This window comes from Shewanella phaeophyticola (genome assembly GCF_025398315.1).
Taxonomy (GTDB): Bacteria; Pseudomonadota; Gammaproteobacteria; order Enterobacterales; family Shewanellaceae; genus Shewanella; species Shewanella phaeophyticola.
Genome location: NZ_JAODOQ010000001.1, coordinates 3299087 through 3317961 on the forward strand (window position 1 = coordinate 3299087; position 18875 = coordinate 3317961).

Consider the following 18875-nt stretch of genomic DNA (forward strand, 5'->3'; position numbering starts at 1 on the left):
AAAGAGACAACAAAAAGGGCTGCAAATTGCAGCCCTTTTATATCAATCGTTTAAACGATTATGCAGCGGGTGCCACTTTACGTTTGTTATGTGCAATCAACAAACCAATAAAGGCGATCACACCAACAGCGATACCAACAGGCTGACTTAACTCTTGTGGTAAGCCAAAACCAATACCGGCGGTCATAATGTACGACACGGTTACACAGGTACCAATAATCGCTGGAATACTCACAATCCAATGAATGGTGCCACGGTCAAACAGGTACTTAGTCGCTAACCACAATACGCTGGTAGACAACAACATGTTTGAGAACGCGAAGTAACGCCAGATAAGCGTAAAGTCAATTTTCGTCATAAAGTATGCAATGATCAATACTGGCACTGCCACTAATAAACGGTTAGAGATACTTTGTGGGATCTTAAACGCATCAATGATGGTAAGACGAAGCGATCTAAACGCTGTATCACCCGAGGTAATTGGGAATACGGCTACAGCAATAATCGCCATAATACCACCCGCAACACCTAAGTACGTGGTTGCCACTTGGTTTACAACCATACCAGAGCCGCCCTGCGCAAGAATTTCCTTCAGCTCAACATAACCACCAGGGAACGCAGCAATACCCGCTGTTGCCCATACACATGCCACAATACCTTCAGCAACCATTGCGCCGTAATATACAGGGCGTACGTATTTTTCGTTGGTTAAACAACGCGCCATAATCGGGGCTTGTGTTGAATGGAAACCACTAATCGCACCACAGGTAATGGTCACAAATAATAATGGCCATACTGGTAATCCATCAGGATTAGGCTCTAACAAGTCATTGTTGTAATGGCTATGGTCAAAGTAAGCAAAAATATCGCCAAATTCTGGTAACTGAGGGGCGTTAATCAATAATGCCACGGCAATTGAAGTAGTCATCACGATCATTAAAGCACCAAAGAATGGGTAAAGCTTAGTGATGATTTTGTCAATTGGCAGTAATGTCGCGAAGAAGTAATAACATAAAATCGCGACTACCCAGAAGGTGTTGTTAGCAAAAATAGTGTCTTTAAAATAATCTAGGTTACTTAAAAGGCCTGCTGGACTCATAATGAATACGACACCAACAAAAAACAGCAGCATTGCGGTAAACAACAACATGGCGGCTTTGAAGTAGATGTTAAAATAATGGCCTGCGATTTCAGGTAAGCTTTTACCGTCTTCTTTGATACTCATCACCCCAGAGAAGTAATCGTGTACCGCACCACCTAAAATGTTACCCAATACAATCCACACTAATGCGATTGGGTAGTATAATGCACCTAAAATAGGACTAAAAATGGGTCTACACCTGCCACGTTTAAAAATTGGATTAAAAACGCTTTTACAGGATGAACAGGTACATAATCCACACCGTCATCAAAACGCTTTTGTGGCGTGGGTAAGTTAGGATCAATACCAGCTTGTTTCTCAACAAACGGACTGTAGAGCTTGTATGCGAGCACTAAAAGCGCGATACAAATGAGGAAAATTAACATTATTTTGTCATCCCATTAACGATTGAATATATTCAATGCTGAGTTTGTTGCAGTTACTGGTGTAGGTCAAGCCGCAGAGCATTATACTAAAGTAGGGGTTGCTAACTAAAAAGTCTTATCATTCTTAATGCTTTTTATATTTTTATACATTTTAATTAATGACTTAGTTCGTTATTGCTAAAAAAGCCAACTCGTTGTTTACAAGTTGGCTTTTTTTCATTGGGGCGATTAATCTCGTTGATAACTCAGCTCGGTGGTCGATTCAAGCGATGCTTGAATGTCTGCTTCGGTAAACAACAATGGCCGAAGTTGTTTTTGAGTCGAGTAAAACTCACTTTGATCGTTAAAGCTTGGACTTAATGCATTACTTGATTGCGAGTAAGTCAATATGCCCTTCGCAACCGATTGCACCATCGGTAAAGCTCACCGTCATCATCCAACTTGAACCATAGCGAATTTGATAACCTTGCGCGGTTAACCCCGACGAAGCCGCCTTACCTGATAATACATCCATAACAGCGGCATAACTATGCTGAGGAATTAATGTATCGTCGCCCGACAAGCTGGTCGAAAACACATTAAAGCCGCCTTCGGCATTATGGCTGCCCGGCCAAGGTAATTTAACCCCTGATGCGCTGCCATCTGGTAGCGACTTTTCAACAAACTGAACTTCACCAAGGCTTGCATCAACACTAAAACCTGCGGTTTCTAGGTTAAGGGCTGCATGAGCTAATGCAACGAGCGCACTACCATCGCTGGCAAGTGTGTTGGGTGTAGAGGCTGCATTAGTGTAATCAAATACTTGAGTCAACATGGTGTCTTGATTAAATTGATGCGCAAACTCGCGAATTAACGCCCCGCCGACACTGTCGTTATCTTGTTTACCATTCCACGCAGTTAGCGCAGCACAAGATGCACTAAGATCTTTAGACAAGGTTGCACTTACGACCACGGGAGTATCACCTTGTTCTGCACATTGCGTCAGTAAATCAGTTAATACTAACTCGGCTAAATAGGCACGATTAGACAATAAAGCGCTCTCTAACTCGTCGACAGAAAACTTGCCGTCATCGCCTGCCGCATCTTCCATTAAGGTTAACCCCATACGAGTACGCAACGACAATTGGCCCCGTTCTGGTCCATACATGGGTGAGTAGTTCTCTAATGGCTGGGCTAAGTTAGTAGACCAAAAAGAGTTGTTGGAGTTTTGCACAAAGTCAGTTCGCTCAAGCTTTGGTGCGCGCTCGTATGGCATAGGTTCGCTAAAACTGAACGTTGAAGTGTTACCCGGCAATATAGTAAATCCAGCTTGGGCTTTCGCCGCGATAATATCTGGGGTGGTTTTAAGGATACCAATAACAAAATCAGAAAAACCCGGTACCGTTGAATCATCAATATAAAATGCATTACCTTCTTTGTCGGCATACATGGTGTTATTAAAAATCACTCCATCGTAATTTTTAAAGGCTTGCTGAAACTCATCAAGATTGCTGGCACGGTTCATGGCTAACCAATGGTCAAGCGGATCTTTATTGGCCATATTGGCATCTTGGATCATAAAGGCTTGGCCGTCATCCCAGCCAAAAGGAGCTAAGATTGGTGGCGCTTCAACCATTGAGCCTTTGGCGGTGGTGTATATGTCTTTCTCAGCAACCAGCATTCCCGCGGAGCCAGCATTCACTAATACCGAAACGGTTTCTTTAGTGATTGGCATGGCTTCGCCGTCGAACATATATTGCAATCTGTCGCCAGCCATCAGCTCAAGGTTGTACATCACAAAATGTTCAGCGGTTGAAAAGGTATGTGTCCAGGCGACATCGTTATTAAAACCAATATTGACTAGACCAGGCATACCCACTAGCGATCCGCCCATTACATCAATTTGCCCTGGGATCGTTAAGTGCGACTGCCAAAAACGTAAATTACCAGTATGCGGAAAATGTGGATTACCCAATACCATACCTTTACCATTCTCGGTTTTATCTTTGCCTAGGCCCCAGCCATTTGAACCTAAGTCACGTGGGTTGGTATCTGGTGTAGTGATATTTGCCGCTCGAGCAATGAGTTTGCGGTTCATGTCGCTAACAAAGGCCGTTTGCACCGATGAACCCGCGGTCGACAATCCGCGGTAAGTATTCTTCGCCATCGCCAGGATTTGCATAAAAGATTAAATCTAAAAAGTTAGCAGCGCCCGGTAGCAGCGCGACCGAAAATAAATAGTTAGCTACATCAACCCCAGTGATGGGTTTAACCCAAGGTTGGCCGGCGCAAAAAGGCTCAGCGGTTTGTTCGCCAGCTTCAACGTCGGCTAAAAATTGATTGTAGCCGGCACTGAAACCTTCCATTAACGCGCGTGAATTATAACTAAACTGGGTGTATTGCGTTTCAGCAAGCTCTCTGATTTTTAATGCTTTGTAGGCAAAGTCAGAAATTAAATTGCCGTTATCTTCACTGGTGGGCAACCCCGTTGAAAAGTCGATTGAGGCATGAGGTCAAAATACATTGAACGCTCTGAGTTGGCTTTGATAAAACCATCGGCTATCACACATAAGTTATCTTGCGCTTGAGCGTAACCGCTTCCAAAGCCCAGGCTTTCTAAGTTGTCCGCGGTAATATGTGGTACACCATATTCGGTGCGGCGGATCTGTGCCTTAAGCGCGCCATTTGGGGCAAAAGCTTGAAGAAGAGGTATGACTTCTGGTTCAGGTGTAGGTTGAGTGGTTTTACTAAAGTCGGTGTCATCGCCACAGCCGACAATAAAAGTCGTCGACACCACGCCCACCGCGAGCAGGAGTTTATTGAAATCCATTATTATTATCCTTGTTGTTACCCAAAATCTGGGTGAGGTATTTAATCCTTTATGCCTCAATCTATGTAATCTATACCGATAACCCCAGCCATCGCAAAATGTGTAACATAAATACAACAAAGACATAGTTGATATTTAATCAATCAATCAAATGTCTGTCTACCTTTAATCATTTTAATATGTTAGAAAGCTTTATTTAGACGTAAATAATCCCAAAAACACATTACATCTGCAGGCTCACAGGGTAGATTACTTGCTAAGTAAAAAGTATGATCAATATTGACTAAAGTTATTAACATTGCGCCACAGTTTACGCTCATCCATCCAGAGGTATTACATTGAAGATTGACACAAAGCTGCTATTAATGATGCTCGTTTCACCTATTGCAATAGCAGAAGAGCCTCTTAGCGATTTAGACCTTGATCTAGACTCACTGATGGCAATGGATGTGCAAGTCACCTCAGCAATGAAACGTGCTCAATCAGCATTTGACACCGCCTCTTCAATCTATGTGTTAACTAAAGAGCAAATTACCCGCTCTGGTGCAACCTCAATCCCTGAAGCACTCAAAATGGTGCCAGGCCTCGCGGTTAGGCAGCTTGATAACAACCAATGGTGCCATTACATCACGCGGTGTCGCCTCTCGTTTTTCTGCCAAATTATTGGTGATGATTGATGGCCAGAGCTTTTATACCCCTAAATTTGCTGCTGTATATTGGGAAACCTTAGATGTACCGCTTTACGACATTGAGCGAATTGAAGTGATACGCGGTCAAGGCGGTTTATTGTGGGGCAGCAACGCTAGCAATGGGGTAATTAACATCATCACCAAAAACAGTATCGATACCCGTGGTATCTATGCAGACTTAAGCAGTGGATCGCAAATTAATCACGATGCTAACTTACGCTATGGTGGTGATATTGGTAATCAAGGTAGCTTTCGAGTTTATGGCCATGTTAAAGATGGTGACGAGTCAGACAAAGGGATTTCGCTCGAACCCGCCGATTATACTGAACAATATTCTCTAGGGGCACGATTTGACTTTACCCCTAACGATGAATGGTCAGGGCTAATCCAAGGTAATATTACTGAGTCGACTTTAGGACAAAACTTTCGTGGCGTGATTGACGAAACCAATCGCAATGTGTCTTTTTCTGGCCATTTAGACCGCACTGACTCACGTATTATGGCGCGAATAGAAAACCGAATTTCAGACGATGCTAACCAAATGCTACAAACCTCATGGTTAAAGCAGTCTGGCAGCCAAACCTTTCTACAAGAAGATTTTTCATCATTTGATATCGATTATCAAATGAACTTTTTGTATGGCGATCTTAAATTCGATTGGGGATTAAATTACCGCTATAACGATATTTCATTTGCCGAAAGCTCCTTTGTGCGCAGCGATGGTGGTTACAACACTTTAGAGCAATACGGCGCGTTAGTGCAGGCGCAATATACTATCATTGACAATGAATTAGACATTATTCTTGGCGCCAAAGTTGAACATAACGATTTAACTGGCTGGGAAAACCAACCCCTAGCAAGGTTAGTCTGGAAGTTACAGCCAAACCACGTGCTTTGGACATCAATATCTAAAAGCGTCCGCGTGCCATCGTTAATTGAATTTAACGACGACTTTACCATTGACGGCCAACGTGTAGAAGAAGTGTCGCCCATTACCACTGGCATTAACATGATAGACACTTATTACATCAGAACATACCTAAACGGTAATAACGATGTAAAGTCTGAAGAATCAATATCATACGAACTAGGCTATCGTTTGTCTCAAGGCAACTGGGGCGTAGATTTATCGGTTTATCACACTGAGGTGAGCGATGTATTAGCGGTTGAAGTAGATGCAAACTCAGAGCAGTTTTTGCCTATTTTCGCCTTATTACAACAAGGCGAAATAGAGCTGGCGATGCAAAGCCTAACCAGCACATCAATAAACTTTGACTTAGTCTCAAGTGCCGAGTTAGACACTAATGGTGGCGATATTGTTATCTCGTGGCAGCCCACCGATACCTTTAGCGCAGAATTAGGTTATAGCTACAACACGTTCGACTATGACCTCGCCGACAACACCTTTGAAGCCATTGGGTATGATTCCACCAGCCGACAATTGTTTGCCAAGACAGATATTCAGTTATTTGAAGACCACCGTGTATTCGCCTCACTTAGAGTCGAAAACAGTGATGCATATGACACTGATAACTACACGGTATTAGACTTAACATGGCAATGGGCTTTTCACCCAAATTGGTCTGTAGCAATGATGGGGAAAAACTTATTTGCCGGTTCTCATATCGAATACCGTAATACTGGAGAAACTTTTACGATACCAAACTACATCGATGAAAGTGTAACCTTTAAATTAACAGCTAAGTTTTAATAGAGCTGATACCCATGATTAAAAAATGGCTTTTAGGTTTACTGATTTCACTTTGGCTTATTCCAAGCCAAAGCGTGCAGGCTATTGAAACCGAAAACGCATTAAAGGCAGGTTTTTTATTTAACTTTGCCCGTTATAGTGAATGGAGCCGCGCTCAAGACACCCAAACCGAGTTTGTACTTTGCAGTCCAGATAAGCATTTTATCGATGTTGCTTCAGCGGTTTTAGCCAAAAGAATGGTTAATCATTTACCTATTCACAGTATAATCGTGAGCCTAACAGAAACTGATTTAAGCCAATGCCAAGTCTTGTTTATCACCTCTGACACCCTCTCATTGTGGCAATCAGCAGAGTTAACACAACTAAACAACATCATGGTGGTAGGAGAAACAGAAGACTTTATCGAACAAGGCGGCCATATTCGGTTCTTTTTATCGAGTGGTAAAATTCGTTTTGAAGTGTCACCCACTAAACTCACTCAAGCCAACATCAATATGAGCTCAAAAGTATTACGCCTTGGTAGAGTGGTAGATAATTAATCCTATGAAAAACATATTTAGCTTAGACACCATCAGTAAAAAATTACTCTTTATTTTGATGAGTGTTGCGCTTGTTTCAACGGTGACCGTCACCTTAGTGTTTAGTGCTTATGAGCTGACCTCTGCCAAACGCGAACAAGTGCAAAGCTTGCAAAGCCTGTCAGACATGCTTTCGCCTAACATTACCGCCGCAGTGTTATTTGATGACCAAGAAACAATTAAAGAACTCATTAAACCTGTGCTGCTTCGCGCTGATATTTTATCTGTCAGTGTCACCAACATAGAAAACCAAGTTTTAGTACAATTGTTTGCCAAAAATGTCAGCCAAGACAATCTAAACAACAATACAGATCTCAATAACATATCCACCCTATTGTCTTTAGATAATCAAGGTTATGGTTACTTAACCATCATTGCCGACAACAGTTATATTGAAGATAGGATCGCGTTTTACATCAAGTTTTTGCTGTTTCTATTGCTCTCAACCTTTGCGGTCAGTTTGTTTTTATCACTATTTTTACAAAGAAAGTTTTTAAGCCCCATTTTATACCTAGCTGACACCGCAGATAAAATCACCACATCACATGATTATAGTTTACGCGCAAAGCAACACTCCAAAGATGAAATCGGCCAATTAGCAACGTGTTTTAACAGTATGTTAGACACCATCGAGCAGCGTGAAAGCGTGCTTGAAAGCCAAGTAAAATCTCGCACTGAAGCACTTGAAAATGCCAATATTCAATTACACGAGTTTGCATACCAGGACGGTTTAACCGATCTACCTAACCGGCGCTATTTTTATAAAAAGCTACAGTCTATGCTTGATGTCGACGACATGCATTTTGCGTTGATTTTTATCGATCTTGACGGTTTTAAAGAAATTAATGACACATTAGGTCACGACCACGGCGACTTATTGCTACACCAAGTAGCAAAGCGCTTACGTAATTGTGTTCGAGGTAACGATACCGTCGCGAGACTCGGCGGCGATGAGTTTACCTTAATCATTGAGGGCATTAACGATGTTGAGCGAGCCAGTGAAATCGCAGAAAAAATCAAACAAAGCCTCATGCAATGCATCAGCATCAATGGTGCACAAGTCTATGTTACTGGCAGTATTGGCTTAACATTTTACCCCGCTGACGGGCGCAGTGTTGAAGACTTAGTTAGACATGCTGACCAAGCCATGTATTTATCAAAGAGTAAAGGTCGCAATCGCTATGAGTTTTTCTCTTATATCATTGAAGAACAAGCCATTGAGAAACGCAAAATCATTGAAGAAATCCGCGTAGCACTGAGAGAAGATCAGTTTGTTTTATATTACCAACCCATTTTTGACTTAGACGGCATTAATGTCAGCAAGGCAGAAGCACTGATCCGTTGGCTGCATCCTCAACGTGGATTAATAGGCTACTAATGAGTTTATCCCCATCGCGGAACAAAACGGCCTGATTGAAGAGATTGGTAACTGGGTTAGAGAGCAAGCAATTCATGATGCTGCGCAATGGTATTATATGTCGGGTCAAATAATGCAAGTCAGTGTTAACTGTTCACCTCTGCAATTTGATCGAGTCCGGACAATGGGTAGACGATTGGATTTTAGCCTGTAATAAACAAGGTTTGCCAAGAGACACTATGGTGATTGAAGTCACTGAAAATACCTTAATGGATCCCGACTCCCCTATCCAACAACAAATGCATCGATTGAGCCATAACGGTATCGATATTGCTATTGACGATTTTGGCGTAGGTTACTCATCTTTAGCCTACTTACAAAGGCTAGACATCGATATTTTAAAAATCGATCGCTCGTTTATTCAACACATGGAAACCAATGAAAGTAGCATTGCCTTAGTCAGAGCGATTATTACGATGGCCAGTCACTTAAAAGTAAAAGTGGTTGCTGAAGGGGTTGAAACCACAGGGCAACACCAAATATTACAACAGTTGTCGTGTGACTATTTACAAGGGTATTTGTTCGCTAAAACCATGACAGCTAAAGACTTTATTAAAAACTATATAGAGCCTTTAGCTGTTCAAGTTGCACAGCAGTAATCAATTACTTATCGATTAACATCGACCACAACACGGCCACGCACTTTACCGTCCATCAAGTCACTCGCCACAGCTTGCGCTTCAGCTAAACTCACTTCTTGAACAATATCGTCAAATACTGATGGTTCAATAATGTCAGCTAAACGTTGCCATGCTTCTACTCTATCAGCAATAGGGCGCATTACGCTGTCTACACCGGCAAGAGTGATGCCACGTAAAATAAACGGTGCTACACTCGCAGGTAAATCCATGCCTTGAGCCAAACCACAAGCAGCAACTGTACCGCCATATTTGGTACTGGCACATACGTTAGCTAACGTGTGACTGCCAACCGAATCGACCGCACCAGCCCAGCGTTCTTTAGCTAAAGGACGACCTGGTTCTGATAGTGTTGATCTATCGATAATCTCGCTGGCACCCAGTTTTTTCAGATAATCGCTTTCATCTACACGACCCGTTGACGCAACAACGGTATAACCTAGTTTAGCTAAAATAGCGATGGCAAAACTACCAACCCCACCATTAGCGCCAGTCACTAAAATTTCACCTTTATCTGGCGTGACACCATTTTTTTCAAGGGCGATAACACACAGCATTGCAGTATAGCCTGCCGTACCAATAGCCATAGCCTGGCGAGGAGTGAACGCGCCTGGCAATGCAATTAACCAATCACTTTTTAAACGAGCTTTAGTGGCTAAACCACCACAATGGGTTTCGCCCACACCAAAGCCATTTAATAAAACAGTATCACCAACACTAAATTTATCGCTGTCGCTTTGTTCAACAATACCCACTAAATCGATACCAGGCACCATCGGAAAACTGCGAACCACAGGTGCTTTACCCGTAATAGCCAGTGCATCTTTGTAGTTTAATGTACTGTAAAGTACATTCACGGTCACGTCGCCTTCAGGCAATACTGACTCGTCAACATTTTTAACGGTAGTGCGATAACCTTGGTCATCTTTTTCAATTAGCATGGCGTTAAACATGATTCACTCCTAATTTAGACTGATCGTCTATTAATAGTTAAAAAATTTTACGTTTACATTTTTTTTGGTAAAGCTGCGATAAATAAATCGCAAAAATTATCCAATGGTGTGCCGCTCTCAACCAGCTTAGCTCGGCTGACAGCACCTTCCCAACCCACCCAAAAGTTCTCAGCTAATAACTGACAATCTGCATCAGCAGCGATTTGCCCCTGCGCTACGGCATCCTCAAGACATTTTGCTAAGCAATTTTGCCAGCTGGCAAATATAGCAATTAATTGCGGCCTAAAACTTTTAGGTAATACCCCAACTTCTTGCCCTAAATTACCGACTAGGCAACCACGCTTAAAATCATAGCGAGCCATACCCGCTTTTGCATCGGCCACAAAATGACAGATCCGAGTTAACGGAGGGTGAGTGTCATCGTAAAGGTGCCGGGTCAATTTAGTTAAAAAGTATTCGGCATAGTTTTTCAATACAGCCTGACCAAACGCTTCTTTGCTGGCAAAGTAATGATAGAAAGAGCCTTTAGGTACCCCAACCTTTTTTAAAATAGGCTCAATGCCTGACGAGGCAAAGCCTTGTTCGGTAAGCTGTTCAAGGCCGCTACGAATAAGCGCAGCCCGAGTATCTGGATTTTCTCGAGATACTTTTGGTGGTCGACCTCTGCGAGGTTTGGCGTTATCTACATTCATTAAACACATATTAGACCGAACGTCTATTAAATAGCAACGTTCGATATTAAAAAATCATGCAATGGTGCAATAAAATTCACGTATTCGTGATTTATCAGCAACCAAAAACATTGTCAATACTCATATCACAACCTAATTAGTTTGTACTGAAATCATTTTAGATATAATAATTCGAGGTATAACAAACACACTTATATCTGCTTAAAGTGATTAACTTAAATATCCGGTTGCACTGCTTTAAAAATGCTCAGGCACGGTGAAGGTGTCAGGCGAATCCCTTTGATAAAAAATGAATTTGATCAAACAACTTGGCCTTTAAGAGTCGGTTTTATCATCAAAAAAGCGCCAAACGTTCCAAAATATTCATAGATTAGAAAAAATCATTTATAAAAATAATGTGGCGCTTGCCCCTATAGGCTATGGGGTGTGAGCCAGTACAATGAATGTAATTTACTCAAAAACCTTTTTTTAGGGTGCATCCGATTGGAATCAGGGCGGCAAATAGTGTTAATATAATTAGACCACTAACTAATTTAGTGGTTTTTTTATTGCTATTTTTTAACTATTTATTGCTAACCCAATATTTATTCGCTCAGGAGGGCACAATGTCGACTGACATTCAGACGGAAGAAAATCTCATCACAAAACTTTGGCATAAATCAGTTTCAAAGCTCACATATGCAACACAACTATTGTGCTTATTTGCCATCTTAAGTACCTATCTCTTTGTCATGTTGAAACCTAATGGGATTCAAAATAACAAAGCGTTAGGAGGCCAGTAGTTCATGCATTATTTAACGTATGTCTCGTTAGCCATTTATTTCATCGTTATGCTTTGCATTGGTCTGTTTGCTTTTAAGAAGTCAACCAGCGACGTGTCTGGTTATATTCTTGGCGGCCGTAAAGTGAGCCCACAAGTTACTGCATTATCTGCAGGCGCATCTGACATGAGTGGTTGGATGTTAATGGGTTTACCTGGTGCGATGTTTTTAGTGGGTTTTGAAACCCTTTATATTGCGATTGGCTTATTAATTGGTGCCATGGTTAATTACCTTTTAGTTGCACCAAAACTCAGGGTATATACCGAAGTGGCGAACGACGCCCTAACGATCCCAGAGTTTTTTGCTAAACGCTTCCATGCTCCAAACAGTAATATTCGTATTATTGCAGCGGTCATCATTGTCATCTTCTTTACGCTATATACCTCTGCTGGCTTAGTGGCTGGCGGTAAATTATTTGTGTCAGCATTTGACCTCAATTATGAACTAGGCCTAATCGTAACCTTAGCCGTCGTGGTGTCATATACCTTACTCGGTGGCTTTTTAGCCGTCAGCCTCACTGACTTTGTTCAGGGCTGTATTATGTTTGTCGCTTTAGTCTTGGTGCCTGTTGTGGCATATCAAGAGTTCTCTAACGCAGACAAAATGATGAGCTTTGCTTATGAGTCAATTCCACAATTTTCTGAAGGCATGCAAAACGTCACCATGTTGGGGTTAATCTCTAGCTTGTCTTGGGGTTTAGGCTACTTTGGCCAACCACACATTATTGTGCGTTTTATGGCGATTCGATCAGTATCAGACATTAAAGCCGCTCGCCGAATTGGTATGAGTTGGATGACGGTGACTATTATCGGTGCTCTTGCTACCGGGCTTGTCGGTATTGCATACGCAAACAAATTCGACATGAAATTAACTGACCCTGAAACCATCTTCATTGTGTTCTCAGAATTGTTATTCCACCCTTTGATCAGCGGCTTTTTATTAGCAGCGATTTTAGCAGCAATCATGAGCACAATTTCATCACAACTTTTAGTGTCTTCTAGCTCTTTAACTGAAGATATCTACCGTGTTGTTTCAAAGAAAGAAGCAACCGAGCAAGAAATGGTGAAAATGGAGCCGTTTCGGTGTTGCAGGCGTTGCGATTGTGGCCAGTTTATTAGCGCTTGATCGCTCAAACAGCATTTTATCGTTAGTGAGTAATGCTTGGGCTGGTTTTGGCGCTGCATTTGGCTCTCTTGTATTGTTTAGCCTTTATAAACACAACCTAACCCACAAAGCTGCCATTGCAGGTATTGTCTCAGGTGCGGCTACCGTCCTATTTTGGATATATGCCCCTGTGCTGGCCGATGGCAAAGCGCTCTCTAGCTTAATGTACGAAATGATCCCAGGCTTCATTGTAAGCAGTGTTGTTATTTGGGTAACAAGTGCATTAGATACTGACCCTTGTAAGAAAACAGTTGATACCTTCCATGAAGCCGGCCGCGTATTAGCTGAGCAGAAATAATTAAGAGGATATGATGTCAACTTCACATTGGAAACGCATTGTCGTTAAAGTGGGCAGTGCACTTATTGCGCCTCATGAACAGGGCTGTAGTAGCCATTATTTATTAGGTATAGCCCAATTTATCGCAACGTGTCGCGCCCAGGGCTGCCAGGTAGTATTAGTATCATCGGGTTCAGTTGCTGCAGGCAAACACCGTTTTTCTGATATTGCAGAACCAAGTGTTTCACTCAAAAAAGCCATGGCTGCAGCAGGTCAGGCAGACATGATGGCCACATGGGACAAGCTATTTGATTTTGCTTCTGCACAGTTATTAGTGACTCACGGAGACTTACGTGATCGTGAGCGCTACGTCAGTATCAAAGACACCATCTTTACGCTGTTAGATCATGGTTTGTTACCCATCATCAATGAGAACGATGCCGTAACAACCGATAAGCTACGTGTTGGCGACAACGATAACTTATCGGCCATGGTCGCGGCAGCTGCAGATGCTGATGCACTGATTATTTGTTCAGACGTCAAAGGCTTGTATACCAAAAACCCTAACTTGCATGATGATGCCAAACTCATCAAACAAGTCAGTGAAATCAGCCCAGACATTTATGCTATGGCCGGCGGCGCAACTAGCAGCGTAGGTACAGGCGGAATGCGCACCAAAATCCAGGCGGCTGAAAAAGCCATTTCACACGGTATTGAAACCATGATTGTTGATGGGTTTGATGCTGATACGTTTAACCAACTTCTGAAAGGTCAAAATCCAGGGACTTTATTTACCCCGTATGATGAACCGATGCAGGAACATTTGCATTGGATGACTCATACCTCTCAAGTGCAGGGTGAATTAATTGTCGAAAATGACTTTGACAGTGACCTAGAAGAACAACATTCGCAACTGACCAGTGACGATGTAGTTGCCGTAAAAGGTAACTTTTCCGTCGGTGATACCATTTTAGTGCGTAAAGGCGATGGCACTAGATTGGCAAAAGCCAAATCAAATTACAGCAGTTGCTTACTTCATTTTATTTCTGATCAAGAAGACCAAGAGTTTGCTAATAATGCTCAGCAGAAAACCGACCTTTAATTTCAGACAAGAACATCGCCATTTTGGAGAAAACATGAGCTTAATAAAGACCTTATCTCAAAATGCCGCTATTGCAGCACAATCACTTGCCATTTTAGACGAGCAAGTAAAAAACACCATTTTACTCGACATGGCGCGTGCACTACGTGCGCACAGTGATGAAATTATTAAGGCTAACCAATTGGATTTAGCCAATGCAGAAAGCGCCAACATGGGCTCGGCAATGTTAGACCGTTTAACATTGAATAACGACCGTATTGAATCAATGGCTTCAGGGATCGAAACCGTAGCATCACTGCCCGACCCTGTCGGTATTGAACGCGATTTAGGCCAACGCCCAAACGGATTAAGCATTCGTAAAATGCGCGTACCATTAGGTGTGGTGTGTATGATTTACGAAGCACGCCCAAATGTAACAGCCGATGCCGGTGCCTTATGCTTTAAATCAGGTAATGCGGTGATTTTACGTGGAGGTAAAGAAGCACTGCACTCAAGTAAAATGATTGCTTCTATTTTGCAAAAAGTGCTCGAAGTGTATCAGTTGCCTCCAGCGCTCATTACAGTAGTGCCAGATCCTGATCGCGGCTTAATGATGGAACTGATGCAGCAACGTGATTATATTGATGTGATTATTCCACGTGGTGGTGAAGGCTTAATTAACTTTGTTACCGACAACAGTAAGGTGCCAGTTATTCAGCACTTTAAAGGTGTTTGCCATTTATATGTTGATAAGGATGCCGATCTTGAGATTGCCATGGCGTTATTACTCAATGGTAAAACCCAGCGTACCGGCGTATGTAACGCGCTAGAAGGTTTAGTGGTTCATCAAGATGTGGCTGCTGCGTTTTTACCCAAAGTGGCTCAAGCACTGGCTGAACACAAGGTAACGATTAACGCTTGTCAGCAAGCAAAGTCATACTTTGACGCTTGTAACGTCATGAATGATGATGACTTTGGTCAAGAGTACTTAGACCTTGAAATTGCCATTAAGCAAGTGGATGACTTTGACGGTGCGATTAATCATATCCGTCGTTTTGGTAGCCATCACACTGAAGTGATTTGTACTCAAAATGAATTAACTGCAGCACGCTTTCAACGCACCGTTGATGCCTCTGTAGTGATGGTGAATGCATCATCTCGCTTCTCTGATGGCAGTGAGCTGGGTCTTGGCGCAGAAATTGGTATTGCTACCAGTAAGCTTCATGCTTACGGCTCTATGGGACTAGAGTCACTCACCACTGAAAAGTACCTTGTAAGTGGTGTCGGCCAAGTGCGCGCATAATCTTATTTAGCCAATGAACAAAAGCTGATTAATGCGAGCCGGTGAAAAGGTGATAACCCTATAACAACTCTTGTTTAATCAGCTTTAATAAAAAGGTCTCTCGTTCTATCGAGAGACCTTTTTTGTTGCTATTTGCCATAGTGTCGAGGTTATGTTGAATCGCGGCATCAATATCCATCCATACCGGTGTCATTCCATTGCTAATTTCATGCGCTTCAAGCTGCGGCTCAGCGAGCTCATCAGCAATTGTGCACACATAACAGTAAGACAGCATGTTTACCGACTCAAAGCCATCTCTGCGCCATGGACGATATTCTTGATATAAGCCAAACGGAATGACATCGCCCACCACTTGCGCGCCGGTTTCTTCTTGTAACTCGCGAATTAAGCCCTGCTCAATATGCTCACCATCATCAACACCGCCACCGGGTAACGAGTAGTCATGATAGCGTTTTGTGTACAACATCAAAATCTGATTATCTCGCAGCACAATCGCGCGGGCAGCTAAACGCGTTAGCATGGTCGCTTGATTATTTTCGATAAAATCGACAGGCGTTTCTGGATGATAACTCGTGGTTAAATAGCGCATAGTATTGGAATTGGGACTTGGAGGTTAAATCAAAAAACGCATCATACGTTGCCAGGCACTGCGATTCAACAATCAGGCTCCCTCCCGAAGACGAAGCCGCCAACAATATAAACATTGGCGGCTATTTTTATGGGTTATTCAATGGCACTGTTTTGATAATGCTTGCCGTTAATCCGCTCAATAATTTGTGTTGCGGTTAAGTCATGTACCACATTTATCACTGTTGATGCGGCATCAGTAATCGCCCCAATCACCACTAAAATCGGGATCACCTCCATAGGTAGTCCTAATGTCGTCACAATAAAAATTTCACCTAAAAACGCCCCACCCGGTACGCCACCAATCACAAAGGCCGACAACACAGAAATCAAAATGGTCAGCATAAATACGTCGGTAGTAAAATCGAGTCCCAATAGCGAATAGATAAACACAATCTTTAATGCGGTAATTGCAGCGGCGCCGCCTTTGTTTAAATTAACCAGTAACGGCAAGCTGATTTCAGCAATTTGCTCATTTAAACCCATTTTAGTCGCGCTGCGGATAGTCACAGGTAAGGTGGCTAAAGATGAACTAGTACCTAAAGCGGTTACGGCAGGCTCAAGCATGTGTTGCCAAAACTGTTTAACGCCTTTTACTCCGCCGCCTATCCACGCATATAGCGTTGAACCCACAGTTAAATACAGCACCATGGCAACAAAAAATAACCCTACAGCACGAGCAAAAGTGCCCATTAACTCAGTGTCTTGGCTGGCCATGGTTGCAGCAAAGTAAGCCCCTAAGCCAATAGGTGCTACGTACATTAATATTGAAATAACTTTCATAATAACCGTATTCACACTATCCAAAATACGGTTGACCACTAGGCCATCTTCACCAGATTGGCCAATGGCAACACCGCCAATCACCGACATGATGATTAACGCTAAAATATTCGACTTAGACAATAACCCCACAAAGTCATTGGTGGTTAACAAGCTCACAAAATCCATACTGCCTGATGCGGCATCTACCGTATTAGCCAAATCTAAGGTCACGCCTTGAGCCGGATCGTAAGCGAGCGCTAATAGCACCACCCCAACGGATGGCACAATCGCCATCACAATCGACACCGCCATAATCGACACTAATATGGCTCCTAACTTTTTTAAGTCGGTCATATGAGCAATCGACGACATCACGCTCACCGCGACCAATGGCACGATGATCATAAACAGCAAATTTAAAAATATTTGCCCAATGGGTTTGAGTTTAATCGCCCACTCAGGAAACAAGCCACCAAAAAGGCCACCTATGAGTAACGCACTTAATAAAATAATGGACGAGCGGTAAGCGCGTAGGCTACTCAACATATCAATTCCTAAAAATGAAAGCTAACCCCGCTTGATAGAGAAAGCCAAAACAAAAATTAAACCCTTTAAATTACGAGAAAATATGACACAAAATAGAAATGAGACCAATCCCAAAAATTTCACCTGTAATACAAGCCATAGGTTATCAAGCTTTTACAAGCGCATCGATAACCTCATGATTATAGTTGCTCTTAATCATAGTGACATGAGGATGTAGCAATCAAACCAATAAACGCTTTCATCGCTACAGAAACACTGTATTTACGGGTCATGAATACCGTGTCGCCGGATTCAACATCTAACAAGGTTTGAGCCTGCAGGTTGTGCAATTGCTTAGCTGACATGGCAATACCACCACTGACAATGCCATAACCTAAGCCCTGCTTTATTGCACTGACGAGATGAAACAGCGAATCCGTTTCTAAGACGATATTAAAACTACCACCTGCTTTTTCCATAGCGTTATCAATATACTGCCTAAATTGCATGTTTTGACTGAGTAATATTAACGGTAATGATTGCAACTCAGAGAATCGCATAGCTTGTTGAAATACTTCGGGATTGAGCGTTAATGCTTGGGGTGACAAAACCGCCAAAGGATGGCTAGGCTGAGGATAAAAATCAAACTGTCTGCGGCTTGATTCAGTGATGTTTTCGTCAAACCCTAAGCCAATATCGACTTGATGTAATGTCAGTTGCTCAATGAGCTTTTCATTTGTGGTAACCAGTAACTTAATCGAAATATCCGGGTGCAACTCGGTAAAGTGCTTAATGATTGGCATGATATCAACACTGGATTGCGGCACAATGCCAATATTAAGCGACCCCTTTAATGGCTACCAGTAAAAGCACTGATCTCCTGTTTTAATGCCGCCTCATCTAGCAACATCTTTTCTGCATACAGCTGTACAATACTGCCCGCTTCAGTTAGCGCCACAAATTGGCTACCACGAACCACCAGCTCTGTGCCAAAGCGTTTTTCGAGCGCATTAATACTGGCTGATAATGTTGGCTGGGTAATATGACAAGCCTTAGCCGCTTTAGCAAAATGCTTATGTTTAGCCAACTCATGAAAGTAATGTAACTGCCGCAAATTCATCTAACAACGCAACCTCTAATATAAAACCAAACTATCAATTTAACCTTATTAATAGATAAAAACTATCAATCTATAAAATAGTTTGATTGGAATTGTATTTTAGCCCTCCATAAAATGTGACCCACTTCAAATTTTAAGGCTAAAAGTATGAATGCGTCATATAAATGGTCACCGTCAA

Annotated in this window: 10 protein-coding genes and 5 pseudogenes; 7 read left to right on the forward strand and 8 right to left on the reverse strand. The window is 42.4% G+C overall.

Features of this window, described 5'->3' with window-relative positions; genetic code table 11:
• Nucleotides 1–58 precede the first annotated feature (58 nt).
• Together N4T56_RS15275 and N4T56_RS15285 are read right to left on the reverse strand one after the other, a co-directional pair.
• A pseudogene (locus N4T56_RS15275) lies at nucleotides 59–1527 on the reverse strand (carbon starvation CstA family protein).
• A 228-nt stretch (nucleotides 1528–1755) separates the two neighbouring features.
• A pseudogene (locus N4T56_RS15285) lies at nucleotides 1756–4336 on the reverse strand (acylase).
• 365 nt (nucleotides 4337–4701) lie between these two features.
• Between N4T56_RS15285 and N4T56_RS15300 the strand changes: the two are divergent.
• From N4T56_RS15300 to N4T56_RS15315, 4 genes and pseudogenes are all read left to right on the forward strand, one after another.
• Nucleotides 4702–5013 (forward strand): Plug domain-containing protein, encoded by a 312-nt coding sequence (locus N4T56_RS15300; protein WP_261733830.1) that lies wholly within the window; start codon nucleotides 4702–4704, stop codon nucleotides 5011–5013.
• The gene (locus tag N4T56_RS15305) at nucleotides 4937–6736 is read left to right on the forward strand and encodes a TonB-dependent receptor plug domain-containing protein (RefSeq protein WP_261733831.1); all 1800 of its coding nucleotides are present in this window, start codon (nucleotides 4937–4939) and stop codon (nucleotides 6734–6736) included. Before N4T56_RS15300 ends, N4T56_RS15305 begins: the two co-directional genes overlap by 77 nt.
• Nucleotides 6737–6750: 14 nt before the next feature.
• Entirely contained in the window at nucleotides 6751–7275 is a 525-nt protein-coding gene (locus N4T56_RS15310; RefSeq protein ID WP_261733832.1) for a YfiR family protein, read from the forward strand.
• 4 nt (nucleotides 7276–7279) lie between these two features.
• Nucleotides 7280–9330 (forward strand): annotated as a pseudogene (locus N4T56_RS15315) (EAL domain-containing protein).
• Nucleotides 9331–9338: 8 nt separating this feature from the next.
• Here N4T56_RS15315 and acuI read toward each other — a convergent pair.
• Nucleotides 9339–10322 (reverse strand): acrylyl-CoA reductase (NADPH), encoded by a 984-nt coding sequence (acuI, locus tag N4T56_RS15320; protein ID WP_261733833.1) that lies wholly within the window; start codon nucleotides 10320–10322, stop codon nucleotides 9339–9341.
• Between the two features lie 53 nt (nucleotides 10323–10375).
• Complete coding sequence (gene acuR, locus N4T56_RS15325; RefSeq protein ID WP_261733834.1) at nucleotides 10376–11014, reverse strand: acrylate utilization transcriptional regulator AcuR; 639 nt, start codon at nucleotides 11012–11014, stop codon at nucleotides 10376–10378.
• 785 nt (nucleotides 11015–11799) lie between these two features.
• Here acuR and putP point away from each other — a divergent pair.
• The 3 genes and pseudogenes from putP (at nucleotide 11800) to N4T56_RS15340 (ending at nucleotide 15660) form a co-directional block, all read left to right on the forward strand.
• A pseudogene (gene putP, locus N4T56_RS15330) lies at nucleotides 11800–13297 on the forward strand (sodium/proline symporter PutP).
• Between the two features lie 13 nt (nucleotides 13298–13310).
• Nucleotides 13311–14416 (forward strand): annotated as a pseudogene (gene proB, locus N4T56_RS15335) (glutamate 5-kinase).
• Nucleotides 14413–15660 (forward strand): glutamate-5-semialdehyde dehydrogenase, encoded by a 1248-nt coding sequence (locus tag N4T56_RS15340; protein ID WP_261733835.1) that lies wholly within the window; start codon nucleotides 14413–14415, stop codon nucleotides 15658–15660. The pseudogene proB and the gene N4T56_RS15340 overlap by 4 nt, the downstream one beginning before the upstream one ends.
• A 58-nt stretch (nucleotides 15661–15718) precedes the next feature.
• Here the strand turns inward: N4T56_RS15340 and N4T56_RS15345 are convergent, their stop codons facing one another.
• The 4 genes from N4T56_RS15345 to N4T56_RS15360 form a co-directional block, all read right to left on the reverse strand.
• Nucleotides 15719–16249, reverse strand: a complete 531-nt coding sequence (locus N4T56_RS15345) for an NUDIX hydrolase (RefSeq protein WP_261733836.1) — start codon at nucleotides 16247–16249, stop codon at nucleotides 15719–15721.
• Nucleotides 16250–16383: 134 nt separating this feature from the next.
• The gene (locus tag N4T56_RS15350; protein ID WP_261733837.1) at nucleotides 16384–17598 is read right to left on the reverse strand and encodes a dicarboxylate/amino acid:cation symporter; all 1215 of its coding nucleotides are present in this window, start codon (nucleotides 17596–17598) and stop codon (nucleotides 16384–16386) included.
• Nucleotides 17599–17789: 191 nt separating this feature from the next.
• Nucleotides 17790–18404, reverse strand: a complete 615-nt coding sequence (locus N4T56_RS15355) for a substrate-binding domain-containing protein (RefSeq protein WP_261733838.1) — start codon at nucleotides 18402–18404, stop codon at nucleotides 17790–17792.
• A gap of 23 nt (nucleotides 18405–18427) precedes the next feature.
• Nucleotides 18428–18697, reverse strand: coding sequence for a LysR family transcriptional regulator (locus N4T56_RS15360; RefSeq protein ID WP_261733839.1), 270 nt, complete (start codon nucleotides 18695–18697; stop codon nucleotides 18428–18430).
• Nucleotides 18698–18875 lie beyond the last annotated feature (178 nt).

Bases quoted from the DNA above. Each gene is read 5' to 3' on its own strand.
- N4T56_RS15300 (WP_261733830.1), top strand. From the start codon at position 4,702: ATGATGCTCGTTTCACCTATTGCAATAGCAGAAGAGCCTCTTAGCGAT.
- N4T56_RS15310 (WP_261733832.1), top strand. From the start codon at position 6,751: ATGATTAAAAAATGGCTTTTAGGTTTACTGATTTCACTTTGGCTTATT.
- acuI (WP_261733833.1), bottom strand. From the start codon at position 10,322: ATGTTTAACGCCATGCTAATTGAAAAAGATGACCAAGGTTATCGCACT.
- acuR (WP_261733834.1), bottom strand. From the start codon at position 11,014: ATGAATGTAGATAACGCCAAACCTCGCAGAGGTCGACCACCAAAAGTA.
- N4T56_RS15340 (WP_261733835.1), top strand. From the start codon at position 14,413: ATGAGCTTAATAAAGACCTTATCTCAAAATGCCGCTATTGCAGCACAA.
- N4T56_RS15345 (WP_261733836.1), bottom strand. From the start codon at position 16,249: ATGCGCTATTTAACCACGAGTTATCATCCAGAAACGCCTGTCGATTTT.
- N4T56_RS15350 (WP_261733837.1), bottom strand. From the start codon at position 17,598: ATGTTGAGTAGCCTACGCGCTTACCGCTCGTCCATTATTTTATTAAGT.
- N4T56_RS15360 (WP_261733839.1), bottom strand. From the start codon at position 18,697: ATGAATTTGCGGCAGTTACATTACTTTCATGAGTTGGCTAAACATAAG.